At 66.3% G+C, this 19,160-nt stretch carries 20 protein-coding genes; 7 read left to right on the forward strand and 13 right to left on the reverse strand.

Annotated features, from left to right (window positions below):
* Window positions 1-93 precede the first annotated feature (93 nt).
* The 4 genes from AC50YM_RS03605 to AC50YM_RS03620 form a co-directional block, all read right to left on the reverse strand.
* Window positions 94-261 (reverse strand): DUF3117 domain-containing protein, encoded by a 168-nt coding sequence (locus tag AC50YM_RS03605; protein WP_069949162.1) that lies wholly within the window; start codon window positions 259-261, stop codon window positions 94-96.
* A gap of 232 nt (window positions 262-493) precedes the next feature.
* A complete protein-coding gene (locus AC50YM_RS03610; RefSeq protein WP_494955788.1) occupies window positions 494-1,729 on the reverse strand; it encodes a putative hexosyltransferase in 1,236 nt (411 codons plus the stop codon).
* A 134-nt stretch (window positions 1,730-1,863) separates the two neighbouring features.
* Window positions 1,864-2,226, reverse strand: coding sequence for a DivIVA domain-containing protein (locus AC50YM_RS03615; protein WP_494955640.1), 363 nt, complete (start codon window positions 2,224-2,226; stop codon window positions 1,864-1,866).
* A gap of 43 nt (window positions 2,227-2,269) precedes the next feature.
* Window positions 2,270-3,040 (reverse strand): LOG family protein, encoded by a 771-nt coding sequence (locus tag AC50YM_RS03620; RefSeq protein ID WP_494955789.1) that lies wholly within the window; start codon window positions 3,038-3,040, stop codon window positions 2,270-2,272.
* 519 nt (window positions 3,041-3,559) lie between these two features.
* Between AC50YM_RS03620 and AC50YM_RS03625 the strand changes: the two genes are divergently transcribed.
* From AC50YM_RS03625 to AC50YM_RS03640, 4 genes are all read left to right on the forward strand, one after another.
* On the forward strand, window positions 3,560-4,315 hold the full coding sequence (locus AC50YM_RS03625; RefSeq protein WP_479810708.1) for an amino acid ABC transporter ATP-binding protein: 756 nt from the start codon (window positions 3,560-3,562) through the stop codon (window positions 4,313-4,315).
* Window positions 4,316-4,410: 95 nt separating this feature from the next.
* Window positions 4,411-5,292, forward strand: a complete 882-nt coding sequence (locus AC50YM_RS03630; protein WP_494955641.1) for a glutamate ABC transporter substrate-binding protein — start codon at window positions 4,411-4,413, stop codon at window positions 5,290-5,292.
* A gap of 98 nt (window positions 5,293-5,390) precedes the next feature.
* The gene (locus AC50YM_RS03635) at window positions 5,391-6,041 is read left to right on the forward strand and encodes an amino acid ABC transporter permease (protein WP_494955642.1); all 651 of its coding nucleotides are present in this window, start codon (window positions 5,391-5,393) and stop codon (window positions 6,039-6,041) included.
* Window positions 6,038-6,871, forward strand: coding sequence for an amino acid ABC transporter permease (locus AC50YM_RS03640; protein WP_494955643.1), 834 nt, complete (start codon window positions 6,038-6,040; stop codon window positions 6,869-6,871). The genes AC50YM_RS03635 and AC50YM_RS03640 overlap by 4 nt, the downstream gene beginning before the upstream one ends.
* Window positions 6,872-7,008: 137 nt before the next feature.
* Here AC50YM_RS03640 and dapE read toward each other — a convergent pair whose 3' ends face one another.
* Window positions 7,009-8,163: a succinyl-diaminopimelate desuccinylase gene (gene dapE, locus AC50YM_RS03645; RefSeq protein WP_494955644.1), complete on the reverse strand. Its 1,155-nt coding sequence runs from the start codon at window positions 8,161-8,163 to the stop codon at window positions 7,009-7,011.
* Between the two features lie 81 nt (window positions 8,164-8,244).
* Here dapE and dapD point away from each other — a divergent pair, with 81 nt between their 5' ends.
* Together dapD and AC50YM_RS03655 are read left to right on the forward strand one after the other, a co-directional pair.
* Complete coding sequence (gene dapD / locus AC50YM_RS03650) at window positions 8,245-9,255, forward strand: 2,3,4,5-tetrahydropyridine-2,6-dicarboxylate N-succinyltransferase (RefSeq protein ID WP_494955645.1); 1,011 nt, start codon at window positions 8,245-8,247, stop codon at window positions 9,253-9,255.
* Between the two features lie 68 nt (window positions 9,256-9,323).
* Complete coding sequence (locus tag AC50YM_RS03655) at window positions 9,324-10,169, forward strand: hypothetical protein (RefSeq protein WP_494955646.1); 846 nt, start codon at window positions 9,324-9,326, stop codon at window positions 10,167-10,169.
* 4 nt (window positions 10,170-10,173) lie between these two features.
* On the opposite strand, the gene AC50YM_RS03660 is transcribed toward AC50YM_RS03655, so the two are convergent.
* From AC50YM_RS03660 to fdxA, 5 genes are all read right to left on the reverse strand, one after another.
* On the reverse strand, window positions 10,174-10,785 hold the full coding sequence (locus AC50YM_RS03660) for a hypothetical protein (RefSeq protein WP_494955647.1): 612 nt from the start codon (window positions 10,783-10,785) through the stop codon (window positions 10,174-10,176).
* Between the two features lie 57 nt (window positions 10,786-10,842).
* On the reverse strand, window positions 10,843-11,508 hold the full coding sequence (locus AC50YM_RS03665; protein ID WP_494955648.1) for a TetR/AcrR family transcriptional regulator: 666 nt from the start codon (window positions 11,506-11,508) through the stop codon (window positions 10,843-10,845).
* Between the two features lie 192 nt (window positions 11,509-11,700).
* Window positions 11,701-12,984 carry a citrate synthase gene (locus AC50YM_RS03670; protein ID WP_494892412.1) on the reverse strand — a complete coding sequence of 428 codons (1,284 nt, stop codon included), beginning with the start codon at window positions 12,982-12,984 and terminating at the stop codon, window positions 11,701-11,703.
* A 225-nt stretch (window positions 12,985-13,209) separates the two neighbouring features.
* Window positions 13,210-14,358 (reverse strand): succinyldiaminopimelate transaminase, encoded by a 1,149-nt coding sequence (gene dapC, locus AC50YM_RS03675; RefSeq protein WP_494955649.1) that lies wholly within the window; start codon window positions 14,356-14,358, stop codon window positions 13,210-13,212.
* A gap of 12 nt (window positions 14,359-14,370) precedes the next feature.
* Window positions 14,371-14,697 carry a ferredoxin gene (fdxA, locus tag AC50YM_RS03680; protein ID WP_056425597.1) on the reverse strand — a complete coding sequence of 109 codons (327 nt, stop codon included), beginning with the start codon at window positions 14,695-14,697 and terminating at the stop codon, window positions 14,371-14,373.
* Between the two features lie 167 nt (window positions 14,698-14,864).
* Here fdxA and AC50YM_RS03685 point away from each other — a divergent pair, with 167 nt between their 5' ends.
* A complete protein-coding gene (locus AC50YM_RS03685) occupies window positions 14,865-15,122 on the forward strand; it encodes a putative acetyltransferase (protein ID WP_494955650.1) in 258 nt (85 codons plus the stop codon).
* Window positions 15,123-15,376: 254 nt separating this feature from the next.
* Here AC50YM_RS03685 and AC50YM_RS03690 read toward each other — a convergent pair whose 3' ends face one another.
* The 3 genes from AC50YM_RS03690 to typA all read right to left on the reverse strand — a co-directional run bounded on the left by AC50YM_RS03690 (window position 15,377) and on the right by typA (window position 18,870).
* Window positions 15,377-16,183, reverse strand: a complete 807-nt coding sequence (locus AC50YM_RS03690) for a type IV toxin-antitoxin system AbiEi family antitoxin domain-containing protein (RefSeq protein WP_494955651.1) — start codon at window positions 16,181-16,183, stop codon at window positions 15,377-15,379.
* Between the two features lie 345 nt (window positions 16,184-16,528).
* Complete coding sequence (locus tag AC50YM_RS03695) at window positions 16,529-16,906, reverse strand: hypothetical protein (RefSeq protein ID WP_494955652.1); 378 nt, start codon at window positions 16,904-16,906, stop codon at window positions 16,529-16,531.
* Window positions 16,907-16,941: 35 nt separating this feature from the next.
* Entirely contained in the window at window positions 16,942-18,870 is a 1,929-nt protein-coding gene (gene typA, locus AC50YM_RS03700; RefSeq protein ID WP_494955653.1) for a translational GTPase TypA, read from the reverse strand.
* Window positions 18,871-19,160 lie beyond the last annotated feature (290 nt).

Here is a 19,160-nt window from a genome sequence, read left to right on the forward strand (position 1 = left end):
GAAGGGGTTCTAACGCTGCCCGAGAAAAAAGGGAGTGTGTGACTCGCTCCCCTCTGTTGCGGGCCCCCGCCCTCTGTCAAAAGTTGAGTGAAGCTATTCGGTAACGCCGACGAGGCATTCCTTCAAGTTGGTAGCTTCGGCAGAATTGAGTTCGACCACTAGCCGTCCGCCGCCTTCGAGCGGGACGCGCATGATCAAGCTCCGGCCTTCTTTGGTTACTTCCATCGGGCCGTCGCCGGTTCGTGGTTTCATAGCCGCCATAAGGAATATCCCCTTCATTAGTCCAGTGACATACCAGCCCGGCCGGGCTGCGTCCGCTTAGTCAATCAAGCTGCCCGGCGGCCCTGATAGTAGCCATCAGGGCCATAAAGTCAGTTTGCTTCTTGTCCTTGCTTACCATCTATTATCGCGTAACAACGCGGCGGTAGCTAATCGTTGGACTTTCCGCCGCGCCGTGTCACACCGGTCCGGGAGCCGCGAAACGTGCCGCCCGTCACGGCGGATAGTCCCCGCCGCCGGGCAAGGGCGCCCAGGCCCACAGCCAGACAATCCAAACGATCTGCAGCAGCAGGAACATCACCAGCACCGCGCCGCGGTAGGCACGGGAACGGGAGAGCAGGGCCGCGCCGAGGGCCAGCGGAAAGAGCGGCAGCAGCATCCGGAAAGTACTCGTCTGGGGATGCAGGAACAGCAGCAGGTAGCCCAGGTAGCAGGCACACCACAGCCGCAGTTCGGTGCCCAGGGCCCGCACCGGGCGGGACATCATCAACAGGGCGGACAGCGCAACGAAGACGAAGGGGGCCAGCAGTCCCAGGACCGGCCCGAACAGCAGGACCCCGGTGTCGAACCAGGGCTTGAACGGCACCAGGTCGTGGCCTCGCCAGACGGTTTCGGTCTTGGTATAGGCCTGGATATCCCCCGTGACGGCCCAGGCGATGGCCGGCCACAGCAGTGCCCCGGCTCCGCTGACCACCGTCAACCCCGCGAGCGACCAGAGCTGGCTGCGGCCGTGCGGTATCGAGCCGTGCGGCCCGGCGCCGGCCGTCGCTGCCCCGGGCGGAGTGCCGCGGGTTGCCAGGAAGTAGTGCCAGACCCGGTAGAGGAACAGCAGCCCGATCATCGCCGCGAACGGCACACCGGTCGGCCGGGACAGGCACATCAGCACAACGACCGGCATGGCCCACAGGTACCTGCGTTCCAGCACCAGCAGCAGGGCGGAGGCCAGCAGGAGCAGGTTCAGCGACTCGGCGTACGGCACCTGGAGCACCGGCGAAACCGGAAAGGTGGAGACGAACACCGTTCCCCACAAAGCGGTGGCGTGCGATGCCCGGCGCCGGAACAGGCGGTAGATGACCAGTGCCGCACCCAGGCCGCAGACCATGGCGATGAGCGTCAGGGCAAGCCCCGGATGCATGCCGGTCAGGCCCGAGAGGACGCGGCCCAGCAGCGGAAAAAGCGCATAAAAGGCCCAGGCATTTTCCTGCACGGCGCCGGTTCCGTCGGTCGGCAGGACTTCCGGGTAGCCGCTCTTCAGGACCTCGCCGTACCAGCGGGCATCCCAGATATTGACGAACGACCAGTAGTCCGGTTTAGCGGGAAACCAGGGGTTGACGCCCTGGTGCAGGGCCGCGGCCATAAAGATGCAGGCACTGATCAGCCGTGCGCCGAGATAGAGCCCGCCCACCTGGACCCACCACGGCCAGCGCGCCGCACTGATGGCAGCTGCCACGACTACGTTCCAGGCGGCGCCGGTGAGCCCCGGCTGCCCGGGGTGTCCGGCGTTCCCGGTCCCGCCGTCATCGCCGCCCGGGCGGCGGTCCCGCTGCGCGGTGTCCGGCGCCCCGGGAGGGAGGTGCTCCGTGCTCACGGAGCCTGCTCTGTGTCCACGCGCCGGCGTCCCAGTTCGGCGCCGAGTTCCGCGATCTTCCGGTCCCTGGCTGCCAGCTGGTCCCGCAAGTCGTCCAGCACCTGGTCGACCTGGTCCATCCGGTATCCCCGCAACCCCACGGCGAAGCGGAGACGGTCGACGTCGGACGGTTCCGCCTCGGCCGGCAGCAGCACCGGCGGGAGGTTCGCCACCGGAGCGTCGAAGCCGTCATCCAGGGCCCGCGGTACGCCGTCGTCGGCTCCGCGCAGGCCGCGGAAGACGCTCGACGCCCTGCCCGTGCCGAGCAGGAAAGCGGCGCCGGCCAGCGCAATCGCAAGGAAGACCAGGAAGAAGCTCACACCCCCATCGTGCCAGACGGCGGCGTGCCAGGCTGGTGGCCCGTCAGCTCCGCGAGCCCCCGGGACCTCCGTTGCCGGTGCCGCCGTTGGGGTTCCGGTGCCGGGCGGAGCCTTCCACCACCAGCTCCACGGCGAGCGCCGGATCATCGACCATCTGGATCAGGTCCAGGTCCTCCTCGGACATCATGCCCTCGGACACCAGGGTGGACTGGATCCATTCCACCATCGGGCTCCAGAAGGCCGTTCCGATCAGGACGATCGGGAAAGAGGTGACCTTCCGGGTCTGGACGAGGACCATCGCTTCGAAGAGTTCGTCCAGGGTCCCTAGGCCGCCCGGCAGCACGATGAACCCCTGGGCGTACTTCACGAACATGGTCTTGCGGGCGAAGAAATAACGGAAGTTGATCCCCAGGTCCACCCACTGGTTCATCCCCTGCTCGAAGGGCAGTTCGATACCGAGTCCCACCGATACGCCGTTGCCCTGCACCGCCCCCTTGTTGGCTGCCTCCATCGAGCCGGGGCCACCGCCGGTGATCACCGCCAGCCCGGCTTCGGCCAGCTGGCGCCCCACCTCGACGGCGAGTTCGTAGTTCATGCTGCCGGGCACGGTCCGTGCCGAGCCGAAGACGCTGACTGCCGGCCCGAGATCTGCCAGCGCGCCAAATCCTTCGACAAACTCGCTCTGGATCCGCAGGACGCGCCACGGGTCGGTGTGGACAAACTGGCCCGGCCCCTTCGTGTCCAGCAGGGTCCGGTCCGACATCGTGACCTTGGCAGCCTTGCGCCGAAGCTCCAGCGGCCCCTTGTGCCGGATCCCGGCAGGGGGTGGCGTGCCGCGGGGTTCGCCTGCCGTCGCGGCGGCGGGCCTTTCGGCAGTCGTGCCAGCTGTCTTTCCGGCTGGCTTTCCGGACGTCACGTCGGCCGACGTGCCAGCTGTCTTTCCGGCTGGCTTTCCGGACGTCACGTCGGCCGACGTGCCAGCTGTCTTTCCGGCTGGCTTTCCGGACGTCATGTCGGCCGACGTGCCAGCTGTCTTTCCGGCTGGCTTTCCGGACGTCATGTCGGCCGACGTGCCAGCTGTCTTTCCGGCTGGCGCCGGGTCTCCCTGTTGCTGTGGATCGGTACTCATGCCCACAGGGTAGCGCGGATGTTGGTCCGCGCCGGCGGGGCAGCCCCGGGCAAGTTCCCGGCGGCAACGGCTACCCCGACCGGCCGGTCAGGTTACCTGAAGGCCCCTCAGGCAAGCTGACCTGCAGGTATCTCTTGAATCACGATCTCCATGAAGTGTGAGTGATTGCAGTCATATCGCGGCAATGTTCGCTAGATTCTACTTATGACTACTCAAGTGCCCGGCGACGCGCTCGTCTCCCTGAACGCCGTCAATAAGCATTACGGCCAGTTGCACGTCCTGAAGGACATCAACCTGAATGTCCGCAAGGGCGAGGTTGTTGTCGTCATCGGACCGTCGGGTTCCGGCAAGTCGACTCTTTGCCGGGCCATCAACCGTCTCGAGACCATCGACGACGGCGTGATCAAGATCGACGGCAAGGTCCTGCCCGAAGAGGGCAAGGAACTCGCTAAACTCCGCGCCGACGTCGGCATGGTCTTCCAGTCCTTTAATCTCTTCGCCCACAAGACGATCCTCGAGAACGTCACGCTGGGCCCGATCAAGGTCAAGGGCATCTCCAAGACCGAAGCGGACAAGGACGCCATGGCGCTCCTGGAGCGTGTCGGCGTCGGGCACCAGGCGCCCAAGCTTCCGGCCCAGCTGTCCGGGGGACAGCAGCAGCGCGTGGCGATCGCCCGCGCCCTGGCAATGAAGCCGAAGGTCATGCTCTTCGATGAGCCCACCTCCGCCCTGGACCCGGAAATGATCAACGAAGTCCTCGACGTGATGATCCAGCTGGCCAAGGAAGGCATGACCATGATTGTGGTCACGCACGAGATGGGCTTCGCCCGCAAGGCCGCGGACCGTGTGGTCTTCATGGCCGACGGGCAGATCGTCGAGGACGCCACGCCGGAGGAGTTCTTCACCAACCCCAAGAGCAGCCGCGCCAAAGACTTTCTCTCCAAGCTGCTGACGCACTGATTTCCCCCTGATTTTCCCTTTGATTTTCCCTCCGGGAGTTCCCCCGATTTCGCACCCTGGCCGCCGTATGGCGGCCGTCCAATGAAAGGAATGTCATGAAGGCATTTTTGACCCGAAGGAAATCCCTTCTGGTAGCCGCATCAGCGGCTCTGGCCCTCAGCCTGAGCGCCTGTGGCGGCGGCACCACGAGTTCCAACCCGCCTGTCGCCGAGAAGCCCAGCTTCGCTGCCGACACCACCATGGCCAAGCTTTCATCCGCCGGCAAGATCGTCATCGGCACCAAGTTCGACCAGCCGCTGTTCGGGCAGAAGGGCCTCGACGGCAAGCCGGTCGGGTTCGACGTCGAAATTGGCAAACTGATCGCCGGCAAGCTGGGCATCCCCGCCGACAAAATCGAGTGGGTCGAGACGGTCTCCGCCAACCGCGAACAGTTCATCAAGCAGGGCAGGGTCGACATCATTGTCGCCACCTACACGATCAACGACAAGCGCAAGACTGAAGTCGACTTCGCCGGACCGTACTACGAGGCCGGCCAGGCGCTGATGGTGAACAAGGACAACACGACCATCACCAAGCCAGAAGACGTCAAGGGCAAGAACGTCTGCTCCGTGACCGGTTCCACCCCGGCCGCCACGATCGTCGAGAAGTACGGAGCAGTGCTGGTTCCGGCTGCGACCTACTCCGCCTGCCTCGAGCCGCTGCGCAACAAGCAGGTTGAAGCGATCACCACCGACAACGTCATCCTGGCCGGTTTCGTGGCCAAGGAGCCGGAGGCCTTCAAGCTGGCCTCGGACGAGACCTTCACCAAGGAGCCCTACGGCATCGGCCTGAAGAAGGACGACACCGCCTTCCGCACCTGGATCAATGACCAGCTGGAAGCCTTCGATAAGGACGGTTCCTACAAGAAGGCCTGGGGGGCCACCGCCGGTACGGTCATCAAGACCGCGCCCGCGCTTCCCGCGATCAACCGCTACTAGCCCGGTATGGCGGTTGCCGGGGCACGCGCCCGACGCGGCCCCGGCAGCCGCCACTCCCGTCTCCCGTCCCACCCCTCTCAAGGCAGCCGAAGGAACCTATGGACGTCATCATTGAAAGCCTCCCGCAGTATTGGGACGGCTTTCTCAGAACCCTTTTCCTGTCCGTGGTTTCGGGGATCTTCGCACTGATCTTCGGCACCCTGCTGGCAGCCGCCCGCGTCTCGCCGATCGCCGCGCTGCGCGGCTTCAGCATGACGTACGTGGAGATTGTCCGGAACACGCCGCTGACCATCGCTTTCTTCTTCGCGGCCGTGGTTCTGCCCCGCCTCGGGGTGACGTTCCAACAGTTCGAAGTCGCCGCGATCATCGCCCTGAGCGCCTACACCTCGGCCTTCATCGCCGAGGCCGTGCGCTCCGGCGTCAACAGCGTCCCGGTCGGCCAGGCCGAGGCTGCGCGCAGCATCGGCATGAAGTTCAGCCAGGTCCTGAACCTGATCATCCTCCCGCAGGCCCTGCGCACAGTGATCCCGCCGATGATCAATATCCTTATCGCCCTCGTGAAGAACTCCTCGGTGGCCGGCGCCTTCTACGTGCTGGAACTCTTCGGCTACGGCCGCCAGCTCGCGAACTCCAACGGCGACGCCGTGCTGTGGGTCCTCGTCGGTGTCGCCTTCTTCTACCTGCTGATAACCGTCCCGCTTGGCTATGTGGCCAACCTGGTTGAACGAAAGGTGGCGATCGCCCGATGAGTTCAGTTCTCTACGACGTCCCCGGCCCCAAGGCCCGCCGTGTGTCACTGATCGGTTCGATCGTCGGTGCCGTTGTGATTGCCGGGCTGCTCTGGTGGGCCATCACCATCCTCGCCCGGCAGGGCATCTTCGAGGCCGACCGCTGGGCCGTCTTCCAGATTCCCGACGTGTGGGCCCTGATCGGCAACGGTATCCTCGCCACACTCTCAGCGGCGGCCCTTGCCGCGGTCATCGCCTTCCCGCTGGGCCTGCTGCTGTGCCTCATGCGCATCTCCGATATCGCCTGGATCCGGGTCCCGACCCGCATCGTGCTGGAATTCCTGCGCGGCATGCCCGTCGTCCTGATGATGTTCTTTGTGCTCCTGGTGTTCGCGACCGGATCGTTCGTCGCCGTCGTGGCCGGCCTGGTGCTCTACAACTCCGCGATCTTCGCGGAGATCATCCGCGCCGGCATCCAGTCCCTGCCCAAGGGCCAGCGCGAGGCGGGCCTCGCGATCGGCCTCACCAGCTTCGCCTCCCGGCGCAGCATCGAACTGCCGCAGGCCATCCGGCGCATGCTGCCGTCCCTCGTGGCGCAGCTGGTGGTATTGCTGAAGGACACCTCCCTGGGCTACATCGTGTCCTACGAGGAACTGCTGCGCAAAGTGCAGATCATGGCCGACTTCCTCGGCCCGGACTACCTGTTCCCGGTGTTCTTCGTGGCCGCGGCGATCTACATCGCCATCAACTTCTCCGTCTCGCGCCTCGCGATCTGGATCGAGAAGCGCGGCTCCAAGAAGGCCGCCGGTGGCGTGGCGCACGTGCCGGTCGCCGGGATCCCCGCCAAATAGGGGCCCCTCCACGAACGGTCCCCGCCGGTCGGCCTGCTCCCGTGCCGGCCCCCGGCGGGGCCGCCCGTAACGCAAAAGGTCCGGAACCCCGATCGGGTTCCGGACCTTTTGCGTTGCCTCTGGTGTAGCCTCCGGCCTTACGCTGTGAGCCAGGTGCGCAGCACCCGGAGGCATTCGCGGATCGCGTCGGCCTCGACGTGTTCGTTGTCCTTGTGCGCCAGCAGGGCGTCGCCGGGCCCGAAGTTCACCGCGGGGATGCCCAGTTCGCTGAAGCGTGCAACGTCGGTCCAACCGTATTTCGGCTTGGGAGCGGCACCTACCGCGGCGACGAAGGACGCCGCCGCCGGGTGGTTGAGTCCCGGCCGCGCGCCGGCGGCCGCGTCGGTGCGGACGACGTCGAACCCGTCCAGCAGCTCCCGCACGTGCTGCTCGGCCTGGTCCGGGGTCTTGTCCGGGGCGAACCGGTAATTGATTTCCACCACACACCGGTCCGGGATGACGTTGCCGGCGGTCCCCCCGTTAACCTTCACCGCGTTGAGGCTCTCCCGGTAGTCCAAGCCGTCCACGGCGATGGTCCGGGGCTCGTACGCGGCGAGCCGGGCGAGGATCGGGGCCGCCGCGTGGATCGCGTTGCTGCCCATCCAGGCCCTGGCGGAATGCGCGGCTTCGCCAACCGTGGTGGCTTCGAAGCGGATGGTGCCGTTGCACCCGCCCTCCACCGTCCCGTCCGTGGGTTCCAGCAGGATCGCGAAGTCCCCGCCCAGCAGGCTGCCATGGTTCCGGACGAGCCGGCCCAGCCCGCTCTTGACGGCCTCGACTTCCTCATGGTCGTAGAACACGAAGGTGACATCTTTGTCCGGTTCCGCGCCGCCGTCGAACAGCCCTGCGGCCAGCGCCAGCTGCACCGCGACGCCGCCCTTCATGTCGGTGGAACCGCGGCCGTAGAGGACCCCCTCGCCGGGCGCCCCCGAGGGCCAGTAGGACGGGACGGTCCCGAGCGAGCCGTCCGTGGTGGGCAGGGGCACCGTATCCAAATGCCCGGCCAGGATGACCCGCTCGGCGCGGCCCAGGTTCGTGCGGGCGATGATCGAGTCGCCGTCGCGGACCAGCTCCAGCTGCGGGACGGACCGGAGGGCATGCTCCACGGCGTCGGCCAGTTCCCCCTCCGCGCCGGAGACGCTGTAGATGTCGATGAGCTCCGCGGTCAGCAGCGCCACGTCCTGGTGCAGATCCAGGCGGGGTGCCGTATGCGGGCGGGCGGTCGTTTGGGCGTTCAGGTCCGGTGCAGTCACGGTCCCACTTTATCCGCTGCACTCCGCTGTCGCGCTGTCACGGGTTTCGGGGAGCGCGGGCGCCGTCTATAGACTTGGGGCATGACTGAAACCGCTTCTTCCGCTGTGCCCGCAGACGCCCGCTCCGCCTATGGTTACGGCGTCGCCACGATCGCCACCGGCAACGGTGAAGCCACCGTCCTGGACGTCTGGTTCCCGGCCCCTGCCCTCGGCACCGCGACGGAGCTCCTCCGCGATGTGGCCAACGCGGACCAGACCCTGATCGACATCGCCGAGACCGGAGCCGACGCGGACCGCGGAACCGAACAGAAAGTCGTGTTCGTCCAGATCCACCTCGACGAAGCGCCGGCCGACACCGCCGACGCGTACCTGCGCCTGCACCTGCTCTCGCACCGCCTGGTGCTGCCGAACAGCATCAATCTCGACGGCATCTTCGGCAATCTCCCCAACGTGGTGTGGACCAACTTCGGCCCGGCCGCCGTCGACGGCTTCGAGCTGACCCGGGCACGGCTGCGTAAGCGCGGCGCCGTCACCGTCTACGGCGTGGACAAGTTCCCCCGGATGGTCGACTACGTCATCCCCTCCGGCGTGCGCATAGCCGACGCCGACCGGGTCCGCCTCGGCGCGCACCTGGCCGAGGGCACCACGGTCATGCACGAGGGCTTCGTCAATTTCAACGCCGGCACCCTTGGCACTTCGATGGTGGAAGGCCGGATTTCGGCCGGTGTCGTCACCGGCGACGGGTCCGACGTCGGCGGTGGCGCCTCGATCATGGGGACACTGTCGGGTGGCGGCAAGGAAAAGATCTCCCTGGGCAAGCGGGTGCTGCTGGGCGCCAACTCGGGCGTGGGTATCAGCATCGGCGACGACTGCGTCGTCGAGGCCGGGCTCTACGTCACGGCGGGTACCCGCATCCGCGTGGTCGGCGCCAAGGACGCCGACGGCGAGGACACCTCCCAGATCGTCAAGGCCGTGGAGCTTTCCGGTGTCCCCAACCTGCTCTTCCGCCGCAACTCCTCCACCGGTGAAGTTGAGGTCCTCCCCCGCAAGGGCCAGACCGTCGAACTCAACGAGGCCCTGCACGCCAACTAAGCTTGGCTTCGCAAAGCCAGGTTTTGGCGGAAGATACCGGCCCGCATTGGGCCCGAGGGAGTAGTTACGTGGCACGCAGAGGAAAGTGGCGGCGTTGGATCGTGCTGCTGCTGACCCTGGCCCTGGTGGGGGGCGGGATCTACACTGCGGTGGCGTTCGTGCAGCGCTCGGAAGTTCTCATCACCGAACGCTGCACGGCGGTCGGCGCGGGCAGCTTCGAGCTGGCCACGGACCAGGCCGCCAATGCCGGCCTGATCAGCGCGGTGGCCGTCCGCCGGGGATTACCGGCCAGGGCGGCGAGCATTGCGCTGGCCACGGCCATGCAGGAGTCCAAGATCCGCAATATCGGCCACGGCGACCAGGCCGGCCCGGATTCCCGCGGGCTCTTTCAGCAGCGGCCCTCACAGGGCTGGGGCACCTCGGAGCAGGTGATGGATCCGTACCATGCCAGCAACGCGTTCTACGATGCGCTCGTGAAGGTCCCCGGCTACGAGACGCTGGAAATAACCGTCGCCGCGCAGCGCGTCCAGCGCTCCGCCTATCCTGATGCCTATGCCCAGCACGAGGTGATGGCCCGCGCTTTCGCCTCATCGCTCACCGGGCAGACCGCTGCGGGCCTCGACTGCACCTTGCGGGACCCGGAGGCGGCCGGCGATCCGGCTGTCGTGCAGGAACGGCTGACCGCTGATTTTGGCGGCCTGCCGGCCTCCACGGAGAGCAGCACCCTCGTGCTGGAAGCAGAGGGACCCCGGGCCTGGGCAGCCGCGCAGTGGGCCGTGGCCAATGCCAAGGCGCTCGCCATCACGGAAGTGGAGGCGGAGGGGCGGAGCTGGACCCGGGAGGCCCGCAACGGCTGGCAGGCCGCCGAGACACCTGCCGGTCAGGTCAGGATCACGGTCGCCCAGGCACCGTAGCTTCTCAGACCAGCAGGTCCACGACCGGCTGCACGTAGCTGCGGAACAGTTCCGGCTGGGACAGCAGGTCGGCGCTCATGATGATCTTGTCGGGCTCCAGGTACCAGGCCCGCGGCTCGGCAAGGGGCAGCTCGATGATGGTCAGGGTGAAGTCATTGGCGGCGCGGCCCACCTCGAGCAGCCTGTCGTCGACCATGTCCTGCAGCAGCTGCACACCGCCGGCGGCTTCACGTTCCGCCTCCGCGGCGAGGTACTCGGAGCGGCGTTCCCGGGCCCAGCTCAGTGCCGCACCGAAGTGCGCCTGCAGCACCCGCCGCAGCGCAGGGGAATTACTGAAGTCGCGGAACCCGGGCGGTCCCAGTTCCGGCGACATCTCGGGGTGCGCTTTCAGGATTTGCTCCCACCACGCTTCCCATTCGGTCTTGAGGGCGCTGAGCCCGCCGACCTCCGCGATGAGGTGGGTGTGGTCGACCGGCCGGATCTTGGGTGCCGCATGGCTCAGAGCCGGATGCCCCGCACTGTCCAGGCCGACGGCGTCGCGAACGTAAAGTGCAATAAGCATCGGACCCGAAGTGTCCATGGTGATCCGCCAGCCCGGCCCGCCTGTGTGGTGCATCCGATTGCCTCCTTGGCAAGACGTACGTCTCCAGTGTATTCCTCAAGTTAACGCAGGTTAATGGCCCGCAGGCGCAGCGCTGAGTCCGGCCAGGTGGGCCTCCAGCACGTCGCTGCACATCTGCGCGGTCATCCATTCAGGCTGCAGCAGGGCGTGCATGGTGAGCCCGTCCAGGGTCGCCAGCAGCCGCTCCGCCTCCGTGACCAGCCGCTGCTGGTCGTTGCTGGCGTTGTCAATGTCGTTGTCGTTGTCGGGGTCGGCCTCGTCCGCGCCCGCCAGGTCCATAACGATCCGCCCCACGATCGCTGCCACGGCCCGGTGGCTCCGGTCCGCTGCCGGAACCAGGAAAGGCTTGGTCCGGGCGGCGTTCTTGAACGCCATCCAGACACAGGCGTCCACGGCGCGTTCGTCATCCAGCGGAAGAAACTCACCCAGCAGGGTTAATACGCCCTGCCGGTGTTCCGGGGTGCCCGGCAGTTCCTCCGCGAGCCGCTCATCGGCTGCCGCCAGCCGGGTCAGGATCCGGTCAACGACGACCCCGAAGGAATGCGAAAGGAGTTCGTCGCTGCTGGCGAAATAGTGCCGGACCGACCCGACCGCGAGTTCGGCCTCGTCCGCGACTTCGCGCAATGATGCCCGTTCCAGTCCGTCCGCTGCGACGATCCGGAAGACCGCTTCGACGACTTCCTGGCGCCGCAGTGCGGCGTCGACAAATTTGGGCATTCGTCCTTTTTAGCACGGATGTGCCTGAACGGCTGCGGGCCACACCGGCAATCGGCCTCCCACCTCGGCCGATGGGCACTTCAGCATCCCCGGGGCACCGTCCCCGGGGCCTGTCCCCGGACGCAAACGACGCCGGCCACGCACCCCGTGAGGTGCGTGGCCGACGTCGTACTGCTGTTGCTGTTAAAGCATTTAAACCGATGGGTAGTTGCGCTCCGGCTCACCGATGTAGAGCTGCCGCGGGCGGCCGATCTTGGTGTTCGGGTCGCTGATCATTTCGCGCCACTGGGCGATCCAACCGGGCAGCCGGCCGATCGCGAAGAGCACTGTGAACATTTTCTCCGGGAAGCCCATGGCCTTGTAGATCAGGCCGGTGTAAAAGTCCACGTTCGGGTAGAGCTTGCGCTGGATGAAGTAGTCATCATTCAGGGCCTTCTCTTCGAGGCGCAGGGCGATCTCCAGGAGTTCGTCGTTGCCGCCGAGTTTGGAGAGGATCTCGTGGGCCGTGGCCTTGACGATCTTGGCGCGCGGGTCGTAGTTCTTGTAGACACGGTGTCCGAAGCCCATGAGGCGGACGCCGTCTTCCTTGTTCTTGACCTTCTCCATGTAGTCCTCGGGCTTGGTGCCGTCGGCCTGGATCTGGCGGAGCATTTTCAGCACGGCCTCGTTGGCGCCGCCGTGGGCGGGCCCGAACAGCGCATTGATCCCTGCGGACACGGACGCGAAGAGGTTGGCGTTGGACGAGCCGACCAGCCGGACCGTGGAGGTCGAGCAGTTCTGCTCGTGGTCTGCGTGCAGGATCAGGAGCAGGTCCAGCGCCTTGGCGACGACCGGGTCCACCTCGTACTGCTCGGCCGGCAGGCCGAAGCTGAGCCGCAGGAAGTTCTCCACGAGGTTGTGGGAATTGTCCGGGTAGAGCATGGGCTGGCCGATGCTCTTCTTCAGGGCGTAGGCGGCGATGACCGGCATCTTGGCCAGCAGCCGGTAGGTGGAGACCTCCACCTGCTCGGCGTTGAAGGGGTCCAGTGAGTCCTGGTAGAACGTGGACAGCGCGGACACGGCCGAGGACAGCACCGGCATCGGGTGGGCGTCACGCGGGAAGCCGCTGAAGAAGCCCTTCAGCTCTTCGTGCAGCAGGGTGTGGTGGCGGATCCGCTGGTCAAATGCTTCCAGCTCGGTGGCGCTCGGCAGGTTGCCGTAGATCAGCAGGTAGGAAACTTCCAGGAAGCTTGAGTGCTTGGCGAGCTGCTCGATCGGGTAGCCGCGGTACCGGAGGATACCGGCGTCGCCGTCGATGTAGGTGATCGCGGAGGTGGTCGCCGCGGTGTTCATGAAGCCGGGGTCAAAAGCCACGGCGCCGGTCTGCTTGAGCAGCTTGGAAACGTCGTAGCCTTCGTTTCCTTCTACAACCTGGATGCGCGGGAGTACGAGCTCGCCGCCGGCATGGCGCAGGGTTGCGCTGGTGGTCTCAGTCATGGAGTCTCCTCTGAGGCCTCGGGGCCTCTGTAGAAAGCTGGTCCAACTTGGTGAAGCCGCCCACGGAACCTGTTTAGACACGGATTCCAACGGCTGCGCTGCCTTCTTGTGGAAAGCCACCATTGATAGTCAGTTAAAAACTACCGCCAGTTACCGGGTGGAACTAATCCGAGGCGGTCCGTCACTACCCAAAACGCGCCGGTTGTGGCGCGTGTCACAGCTTTGTTACGGGCCGGCGGCCAGACGTGATGCCGCGGCGTCGATCCGCTCGTCGTTGGCGGTCAGGGCCACGCGGATGAATCCGTTGCCCGCCTCGCCGTAGAACACCCCGGGGCCGACGACGATCCCGCGGTTCGCGAGCCGGCCGACCGTGTCCCAGGTGGGTTCGCCCGCGGTGGCCCAAAGGTACAGTCCGGCCCGGGATTCGTGGATGGTCAGTCCGAAGCCCTCCAGTGCCGGCACGATCCGTTCCCGGCGCCCGCGGTACCGGTCCTTCTGGGCCTGGACGTGGCCGTCGTCGCCGAGCGCAACCCGCATGGCTTCCTGGACCGGGTACGGGACGATCATGCCCGCGTGCTTCCGGCTGTTGACCAGGTTCGCCATGATGGCGGGGTCTCCGGCGACAAAGGCGGCACGGTAGCCGGCAAGGTTGGACTGCTTGCTCAGCGAGTACACGGCCAGCAGGCCCTCGTGCGAGCCCTCGGCGACCTGGGGATCCAGGATGCTGGGCACCGGGGCACCGCCGCGCTGGACGTCCCATTCGCCCCACCCCAGTTCGGCGTAGCACTCGTCCGAGGCCACGACGGCGCCGAGCTCGCGGGCCTGCCGCACGATCCGGCGGAGCGACGCGGCGTCCCGGACGCTGCCGGTGGGATTCGCCGGGGAGTTCACCCAGACGAGGCGCACCCGGGCCCGGGTGGCGGCGTCGAGCTCATCCAGATCGTCCGCGGCGATGTGCTCCGCACCGGCGAACGTGGCGCCGATGTCGTAGGTGGGGTAGGCGACGGTGGGACGGACGACGACGTCGCCCGGCTTGAGGCCGAGCAGGAACGGCAGCCAGGCCACCAGCTCCTTGGAGCCCACCGTGGGCATGATGTCCCGCGGATCCAGCCCGGGCACGCCGCGGCGGCGTTCAAACCAGGCAGCAATCGCGTCGCGGAGCCCGGCCGTGCCGTGGACCGTAGGGTAGCCGGGGGCGTTGGCCGCCGCGCGGAAGGCCTCCTGGACCACTTCGGGGGTGTCGTCCACCGGGGTGCCGATGGACAGGTTAGCGGCTCCCCCGGGGTGCTTGGCTGCCCTGGCGATGTACGGCCCCATGGCTTCCCACGGGTAATCGGGCAGGCTGAGGCCGAAGCTGCGCAGCGCAGATGTCACCGACGCCCCGCCTTAGCTCTCTTGGTTCTGCGGCGGCAGGGCGGCGATCATCGGGTGGTCCGTGTGCGTGTTGCCGACCTTGGCTGCCCCGCCCGGTGACCCCAGAACATCGAAGAACTCCACGTTGGCCTTGTAGTAGTCGGCCCATTCCTCGGGGGTGTCATCCTCGTAGTAGATGGCTTCGACGGGGCATACCGGCTCGCAGGCACCGCAGTCAACGCACTCGTCGGGGTGGATGTACAGGGAACGCTCACCCTCGTAGATGCAATCGACGGGGCACTCTTCAATACATGCCTTGTCCTTGACATCTACACACGGCTGCGCGATTACGTACGTCACGTCCCTGGCCTCTCCACGTTGGTTCCGGCGACGGCCGGATCACTGCTCCCGGCCTGAGCGCCGGGCTGCTGACTACTGAGCCTATTATCTCCCAGCCTATTACCGCGAACCTAGCCGGGCGTCACACGGGGCGGGACTGTCGGATCTCGCGGACCTAGGATGAAGGGATGGATTCCCCGATGCCGTTGCCCCAGGCGTTCCTCTCCGCCGCTGAGCTGGGAACCCGGGTCGTTGTCAGGTACCGGATCGAGGGCGGCCTGACGGACGCCCTGGGCGACCTCGTGGGTCGCACCGACAGCGACTGCACGATCCGTACCCGCCGCTCCGAGGTGGTGGTCCCGCTCGCCCTGGTGGTGGCCGCCAAGCAGGTCCCGCCCGCCCCGCCCCGGCGCTCCACCCGGCCCAGGGGACATGCCCTCCCCTGACCCCGGCCCAAGGGACATGCCCTCTCTTCAGCCCCTCACCCACGGGACATGCCCTCCCCTGACCCCGGCCGATGGACATGTTGCCGCTATGTCCATCCCTGCCCGGGACCGGTGGACATGCCCGGTATTCCGGGCGGCGATCGATGGACAAGTCCCGGCGATTCGGCACGCAACGTTGGACATGTCCAGCGGCTGCTGTGACAGCAGGGAATCACCGGCGGGACCGGACCGTGTTTCGGCGGAAAAGACTGGTGTTAGGCGGCGGCGGTGAGCTGGTTCAGCGTGTCGCGGACCATGGCAATGAACTCTTCGGGCCGGTACCGGAGCATTGGATAGCTGACAACAAGGGTGGGGATTCCGCGCCGGGTCGTGACGTTCCACCGGCGTCGGTCTTCCTCAAAGCTCGCGCGGTCCATGTGGAATTTTGCCCCATCGGTCTCGATACCGAGCCTGCCGTCGACCATGAGATCGATGTGGCCCATGCCGGGGATGTTGACTTGGGACTCCACATGAAAGCCTGCCCTCCGCAGCCAGTAGCGGGCCATGCACTCGATGATCGACTGTGACTGCGGGACAATCCTGGCCACCATCCGACGCGGCCCCAGATCGTTGCGGCCTGCCAAGCGTTGTCGGAGCCCGGAGAGCGGCAAGCCTTTGACGACTGCGGACTCTGCAATGACGAGGCCGTCGAGCTCGGGAAGGCAACGCAGGCTTTGCACCACGGTGTCGAGCAGGGTTGGCGGTGCGGCGGACCGGTGGCAGACGAACCCTGGATAGCTGCGGCTGTGAGGGACCGAGATATGCGGGAGCGAGGGCGGTTCAAGAACCCAAAGGCCCTGGAACTGCGCTGCGGTGACACACGCGGGCTCCGCAGGCAGCGAACGGATGGCGACGAGTCCGGCGTCGGCGTCCGGGACCGCATAAACGCCTCGTGCCACCCTGGACACCGTGCCTCGGGCGAGGGCTGACTTCAGCTCGAAGTCCGAGACTCCCGCGGCAGCCAGATGTTTGGCGCGGGCGACGCCGTCGTAGTTTGCAAGCACATCGGTGATATTGACCATGCTGCCATCGTGGCGCCGGCACCGGCACCCCGAACAGGGCACAGCACCGCTATGTGCAAAAGGGCATGTCCGGTGTCGGCACGAACGGAACATTTTCCGCGGTCAGCACTGGGCATGTCCCCCCGGTGTGGCGGAGAGTGAAGGAGGGGGCATGTCCTGTGGCGGGCGCGGGCGGTGGACATAGTGGCGTTATGCCCACTCGGAGCCCTAAGGAATGGGCATGTCCCGCGAGTGGGGCGGAGGGCGAACGCGGGGCATGTCCCGTGGCGGGCGCGGGCGGTGGACACAGTGGCGTTATGTCCACTCGGAGCCCTAAGGAATGGGCATGTCCCGCGGGTGGGGCGCCTAGGCTCTGGCCGGCCGGTAGCGCCGGCACCAGGCCAGCATGCCGACCGTGACCACCGCGATGCCGTAGATCCAGAGATTCCCGGCCAGGTCACCAATGATCAGGCGCTTGCCGTTCTCCAGAGTGGACCACCAACCTGCCAGCGCGTAACAGAGGGCACCGCAGACCGCCGTCGGGAGCACCGAACGGAAGGCGGCGCCGAGCCAGAGCTGGACGGCGCCCAGCAGCACCAGCGCAGCCGCGGCACCCCACGGCACCTCGACCCCGGCCACCAGCCAGTCCTGGCCATGCAGGGCGGTGCCCGCGAGGGCAGCACAAAGAGCTGCCGGCACGGCGGCGGCAAGACCGCCTGCCGTACCGGCAGCTCTCTTATTCACAAATGATCCGTTGTTTTCAGCGCAGGACGCGGAGACTAGACCTTCGCGCGGGCGCGGTTGGACTTGGCGCGCTGGTTGACGTCCAGGATGAGCTTCCGGATGCGGATGGAATCCGGGGTGACCTCAACGCACTCGTCTTCGCGGGCGAATTCGAGTGACTCTTCGAGGGTCAGGTCGCGCGGGGGCGTCAGGTTCTCGAAGGTGTCGGAGGAAGCGGCACGCATGTTGGTGAGCTTCTTTTCCTTGGTGATGTTGACGTCCATGTCGTCGGCGCGGGAGTTCTCGCCGACGATCTGGCCCTCGTAGACCTCGGAGGTGGGGCGCACGAAGAAGGAGCCGCGCTCCTGCAGGTTGATCATGGCGAACGGCGTCACAACACCCGCGCGGTCGGCGATCATCGAACCGTTGGTGCGGTACTCGATCGGGCCGGCCCAGGGCTCGTAGCCCTCGGAGATGGAGGCTGCGATGCCGGCGCCGCGGGTGTCCGTCAGGAACTTGGTACGGAACCCGATCAGGCCACGGGCCGGAACGATGAACTCCATCCGGCACCAGCCGGTACCGTGGTTCGCCATGTTGGTCATGCGGCCCTTGCGGGCGGCCATGAGCTGCGTGACGGCGCCGAGGTACTCTTCCGGCACGTCGATGGTCATGTGTTCCATCGGCTCGTGGATCTTGCCGTCGACGGTCTTGGTGACAACCTGCGGCTTGCCGACGGTCAGCTCGAAGCCTTCGCGACGCATCTGCTCGACCAGGATGGCCAGCGCGAGCTCGCCACGTCCCTGGACTTCCCAGGCGTCCGGGCGCTCGGTCGGGAGCACCTTGAGGGAAACGTTACCGATCAGTTCCTTGTCCAGGCGGTCCTTGACCTGGCGGGCCGTGACCTTGGCGCCCTTGACCCGGCCGGCGAGCGGCGAGGTGTTGATACCGATGGTCATCGAGATGGCCGGGTCGTCGACGGTGATCAGCGGCAGCGGCTGCGGGTTGTCGACGTCGGTCAGGGTCTCACCGATGGTGATTTCCTCGATACCGGCGACGGCGACGATCTCGCCGGGGCCGGCGGACTCGGTCGGAACACGGTCCAGTGCCTTGGTGGCCAGCAGTTCGGTGATCTTGACGTTCTTCAGTTCACCGTTCGCGCGGGCCCAGGCAACGGTCTGGCCCTTGCGCAGGGTGCCGTTATAGATACGCAGCAGCGCCAGGCGGCCGAGGAACGGGGAGGCGTCCAGGTTGGTGACGTGCGCCTGGAGGACACCGTTCGGGTTGTAGGTCGGGGCCGGGATGTGCTCCATGATGGCCTGGAAGAGCGGCTCGAGGTCCTCGTTCTCCGGAGCGGAACCGTTGGCGGGCTGCTCGAGGGACGCGCGGCCGACCTTGGCGGCGGCGTAGACAACCGGAACGTTGAGGATCTTGTCCAGGTCCAGGTCCGGAACTTCGTCGGCGAGGTCGGAGGCCAGGCCCAGGAGCAGGTCCATGGACTCGTGCACAACTTCTTCGATCCGCGCGTCGGGACGGTCGGTCTTGTTGACCAGGAGGATCACCGGCAGGTGCGCGGCGAGGGCCTTACGCAGAACGAAACGGGTCTGGGGCAGCGGGCCCTCAGAGGCGTCAACGAGGAGGACAACGCCGTCGACCATCGACAGGCCGCGCTCGACCTCGCCACCGAAGTCGGCGTGACCGGGGGTGTCAATGACGTTGATGGTGATGGTCTCGCCCTTGGAGGACGGTCCATTGTAGGCCACGGTGGTGTTCTTGGCCAGGATGGTGATGCCCTTTTCGCGCTCGAGGTCGCCGGAGTCCATGACCCGGTCTTCGAGGTGGTTGTGTGCGGCAAAGGAGTTGGTCTGCTTGAGCATGGCGTCGACCAGGGTGGTCTTGCCGTGGTCAACGTGGGCCACGATCGCGACGTTGCGCAGGTCACTGCGCGATGCAGTGGCTACCGCAGTGTTGGTGGTGGTTTCAGACATGCGTTATTGCTCGATTCAGTGGTGAAGTCAGCTGTTGTATCGCGACATTTCCAACCGGAACGCACGACGGTTCGCCCCTTTGGCACAGGGCACCTTCATCCATTCTAAACGCTAGGGGTTTTATTGGCCTAAATTCGCTCAATCCCGCGGCCCGGCCGGGGTAGTCAGGACGGGAAATCGAGCCGCAGGCGTGAGCAACATCACGCATTCCCCGGCCACCGGCAGCTGGCCACGTTCGTTAAAGCGGCGGAGCCGGCGCCCACCCCAATGGGGCGGGAACCGGCTCCGGC

This window comes from Pseudarthrobacter sp. RHLT1-30-1, assembly GCF_059383415.1.

Bases quoted from the DNA above. Each gene is read 5' to 3' on its own strand.
- AC50YM_RS03605 (WP_069949162.1), bottom strand. From the start codon at position 261: ATGGCGGCTATGAAACCACGAACCGGCGACGGCCCGATGGAAGTAACC.
- AC50YM_RS03625 (WP_479810708.1), top strand. From the start codon at position 3,560: ATGACTACTCAAGTGCCCGGCGACGCGCTCGTCTCCCTGAACGCCGTC.
- AC50YM_RS03630 (WP_494955641.1), top strand. From the start codon at position 4,411: ATGAAGGCATTTTTGACCCGAAGGAAATCCCTTCTGGTAGCCGCATCA.
- AC50YM_RS03635 (WP_494955642.1), top strand. From the start codon at position 5,391: ATGGACGTCATCATTGAAAGCCTCCCGCAGTATTGGGACGGCTTTCTC.
- AC50YM_RS03640 (WP_494955643.1), top strand. From the start codon at position 6,038: ATGAGTTCAGTTCTCTACGACGTCCCCGGCCCCAAGGCCCGCCGTGTG.
- dapD (WP_494955645.1), top strand. From the start codon at position 8,245: ATGACTGAAACCGCTTCTTCCGCTGTGCCCGCAGACGCCCGCTCCGCC.
- AC50YM_RS03660 (WP_494955647.1), bottom strand. From the start codon at position 10,785: ATGCACCACACAGGCGGGCCGGGCTGGCGGATCACCATGGACACTTCG.
- AC50YM_RS03665 (WP_494955648.1), bottom strand. From the start codon at position 11,508: ATGCCCAAATTTGTCGACGCCGCACTGCGGCGCCAGGAAGTCGTCGAA.
- AC50YM_RS03670 (WP_494892412.1), bottom strand. From the start codon at position 12,984: ATGACTGAGACCACCAGCGCAACCCTGCGCCATGCCGGCGGCGAGCTC.
- AC50YM_RS03685 (WP_494955650.1), top strand. From the start codon at position 14,865: ATGGATTCCCCGATGCCGTTGCCCCAGGCGTTCCTCTCCGCCGCTGAG.
- AC50YM_RS03690 (WP_494955651.1), bottom strand. From the start codon at position 16,183: ATGGTCAATATCACCGATGTGCTTGCAAACTACGACGGCGTCGCCCGC.
- typA (WP_494955653.1), bottom strand. From the start codon at position 18,870: ATGTCTGAAACCACCACCAACACTGCGGTAGCCACTGCATCGCGCAGT.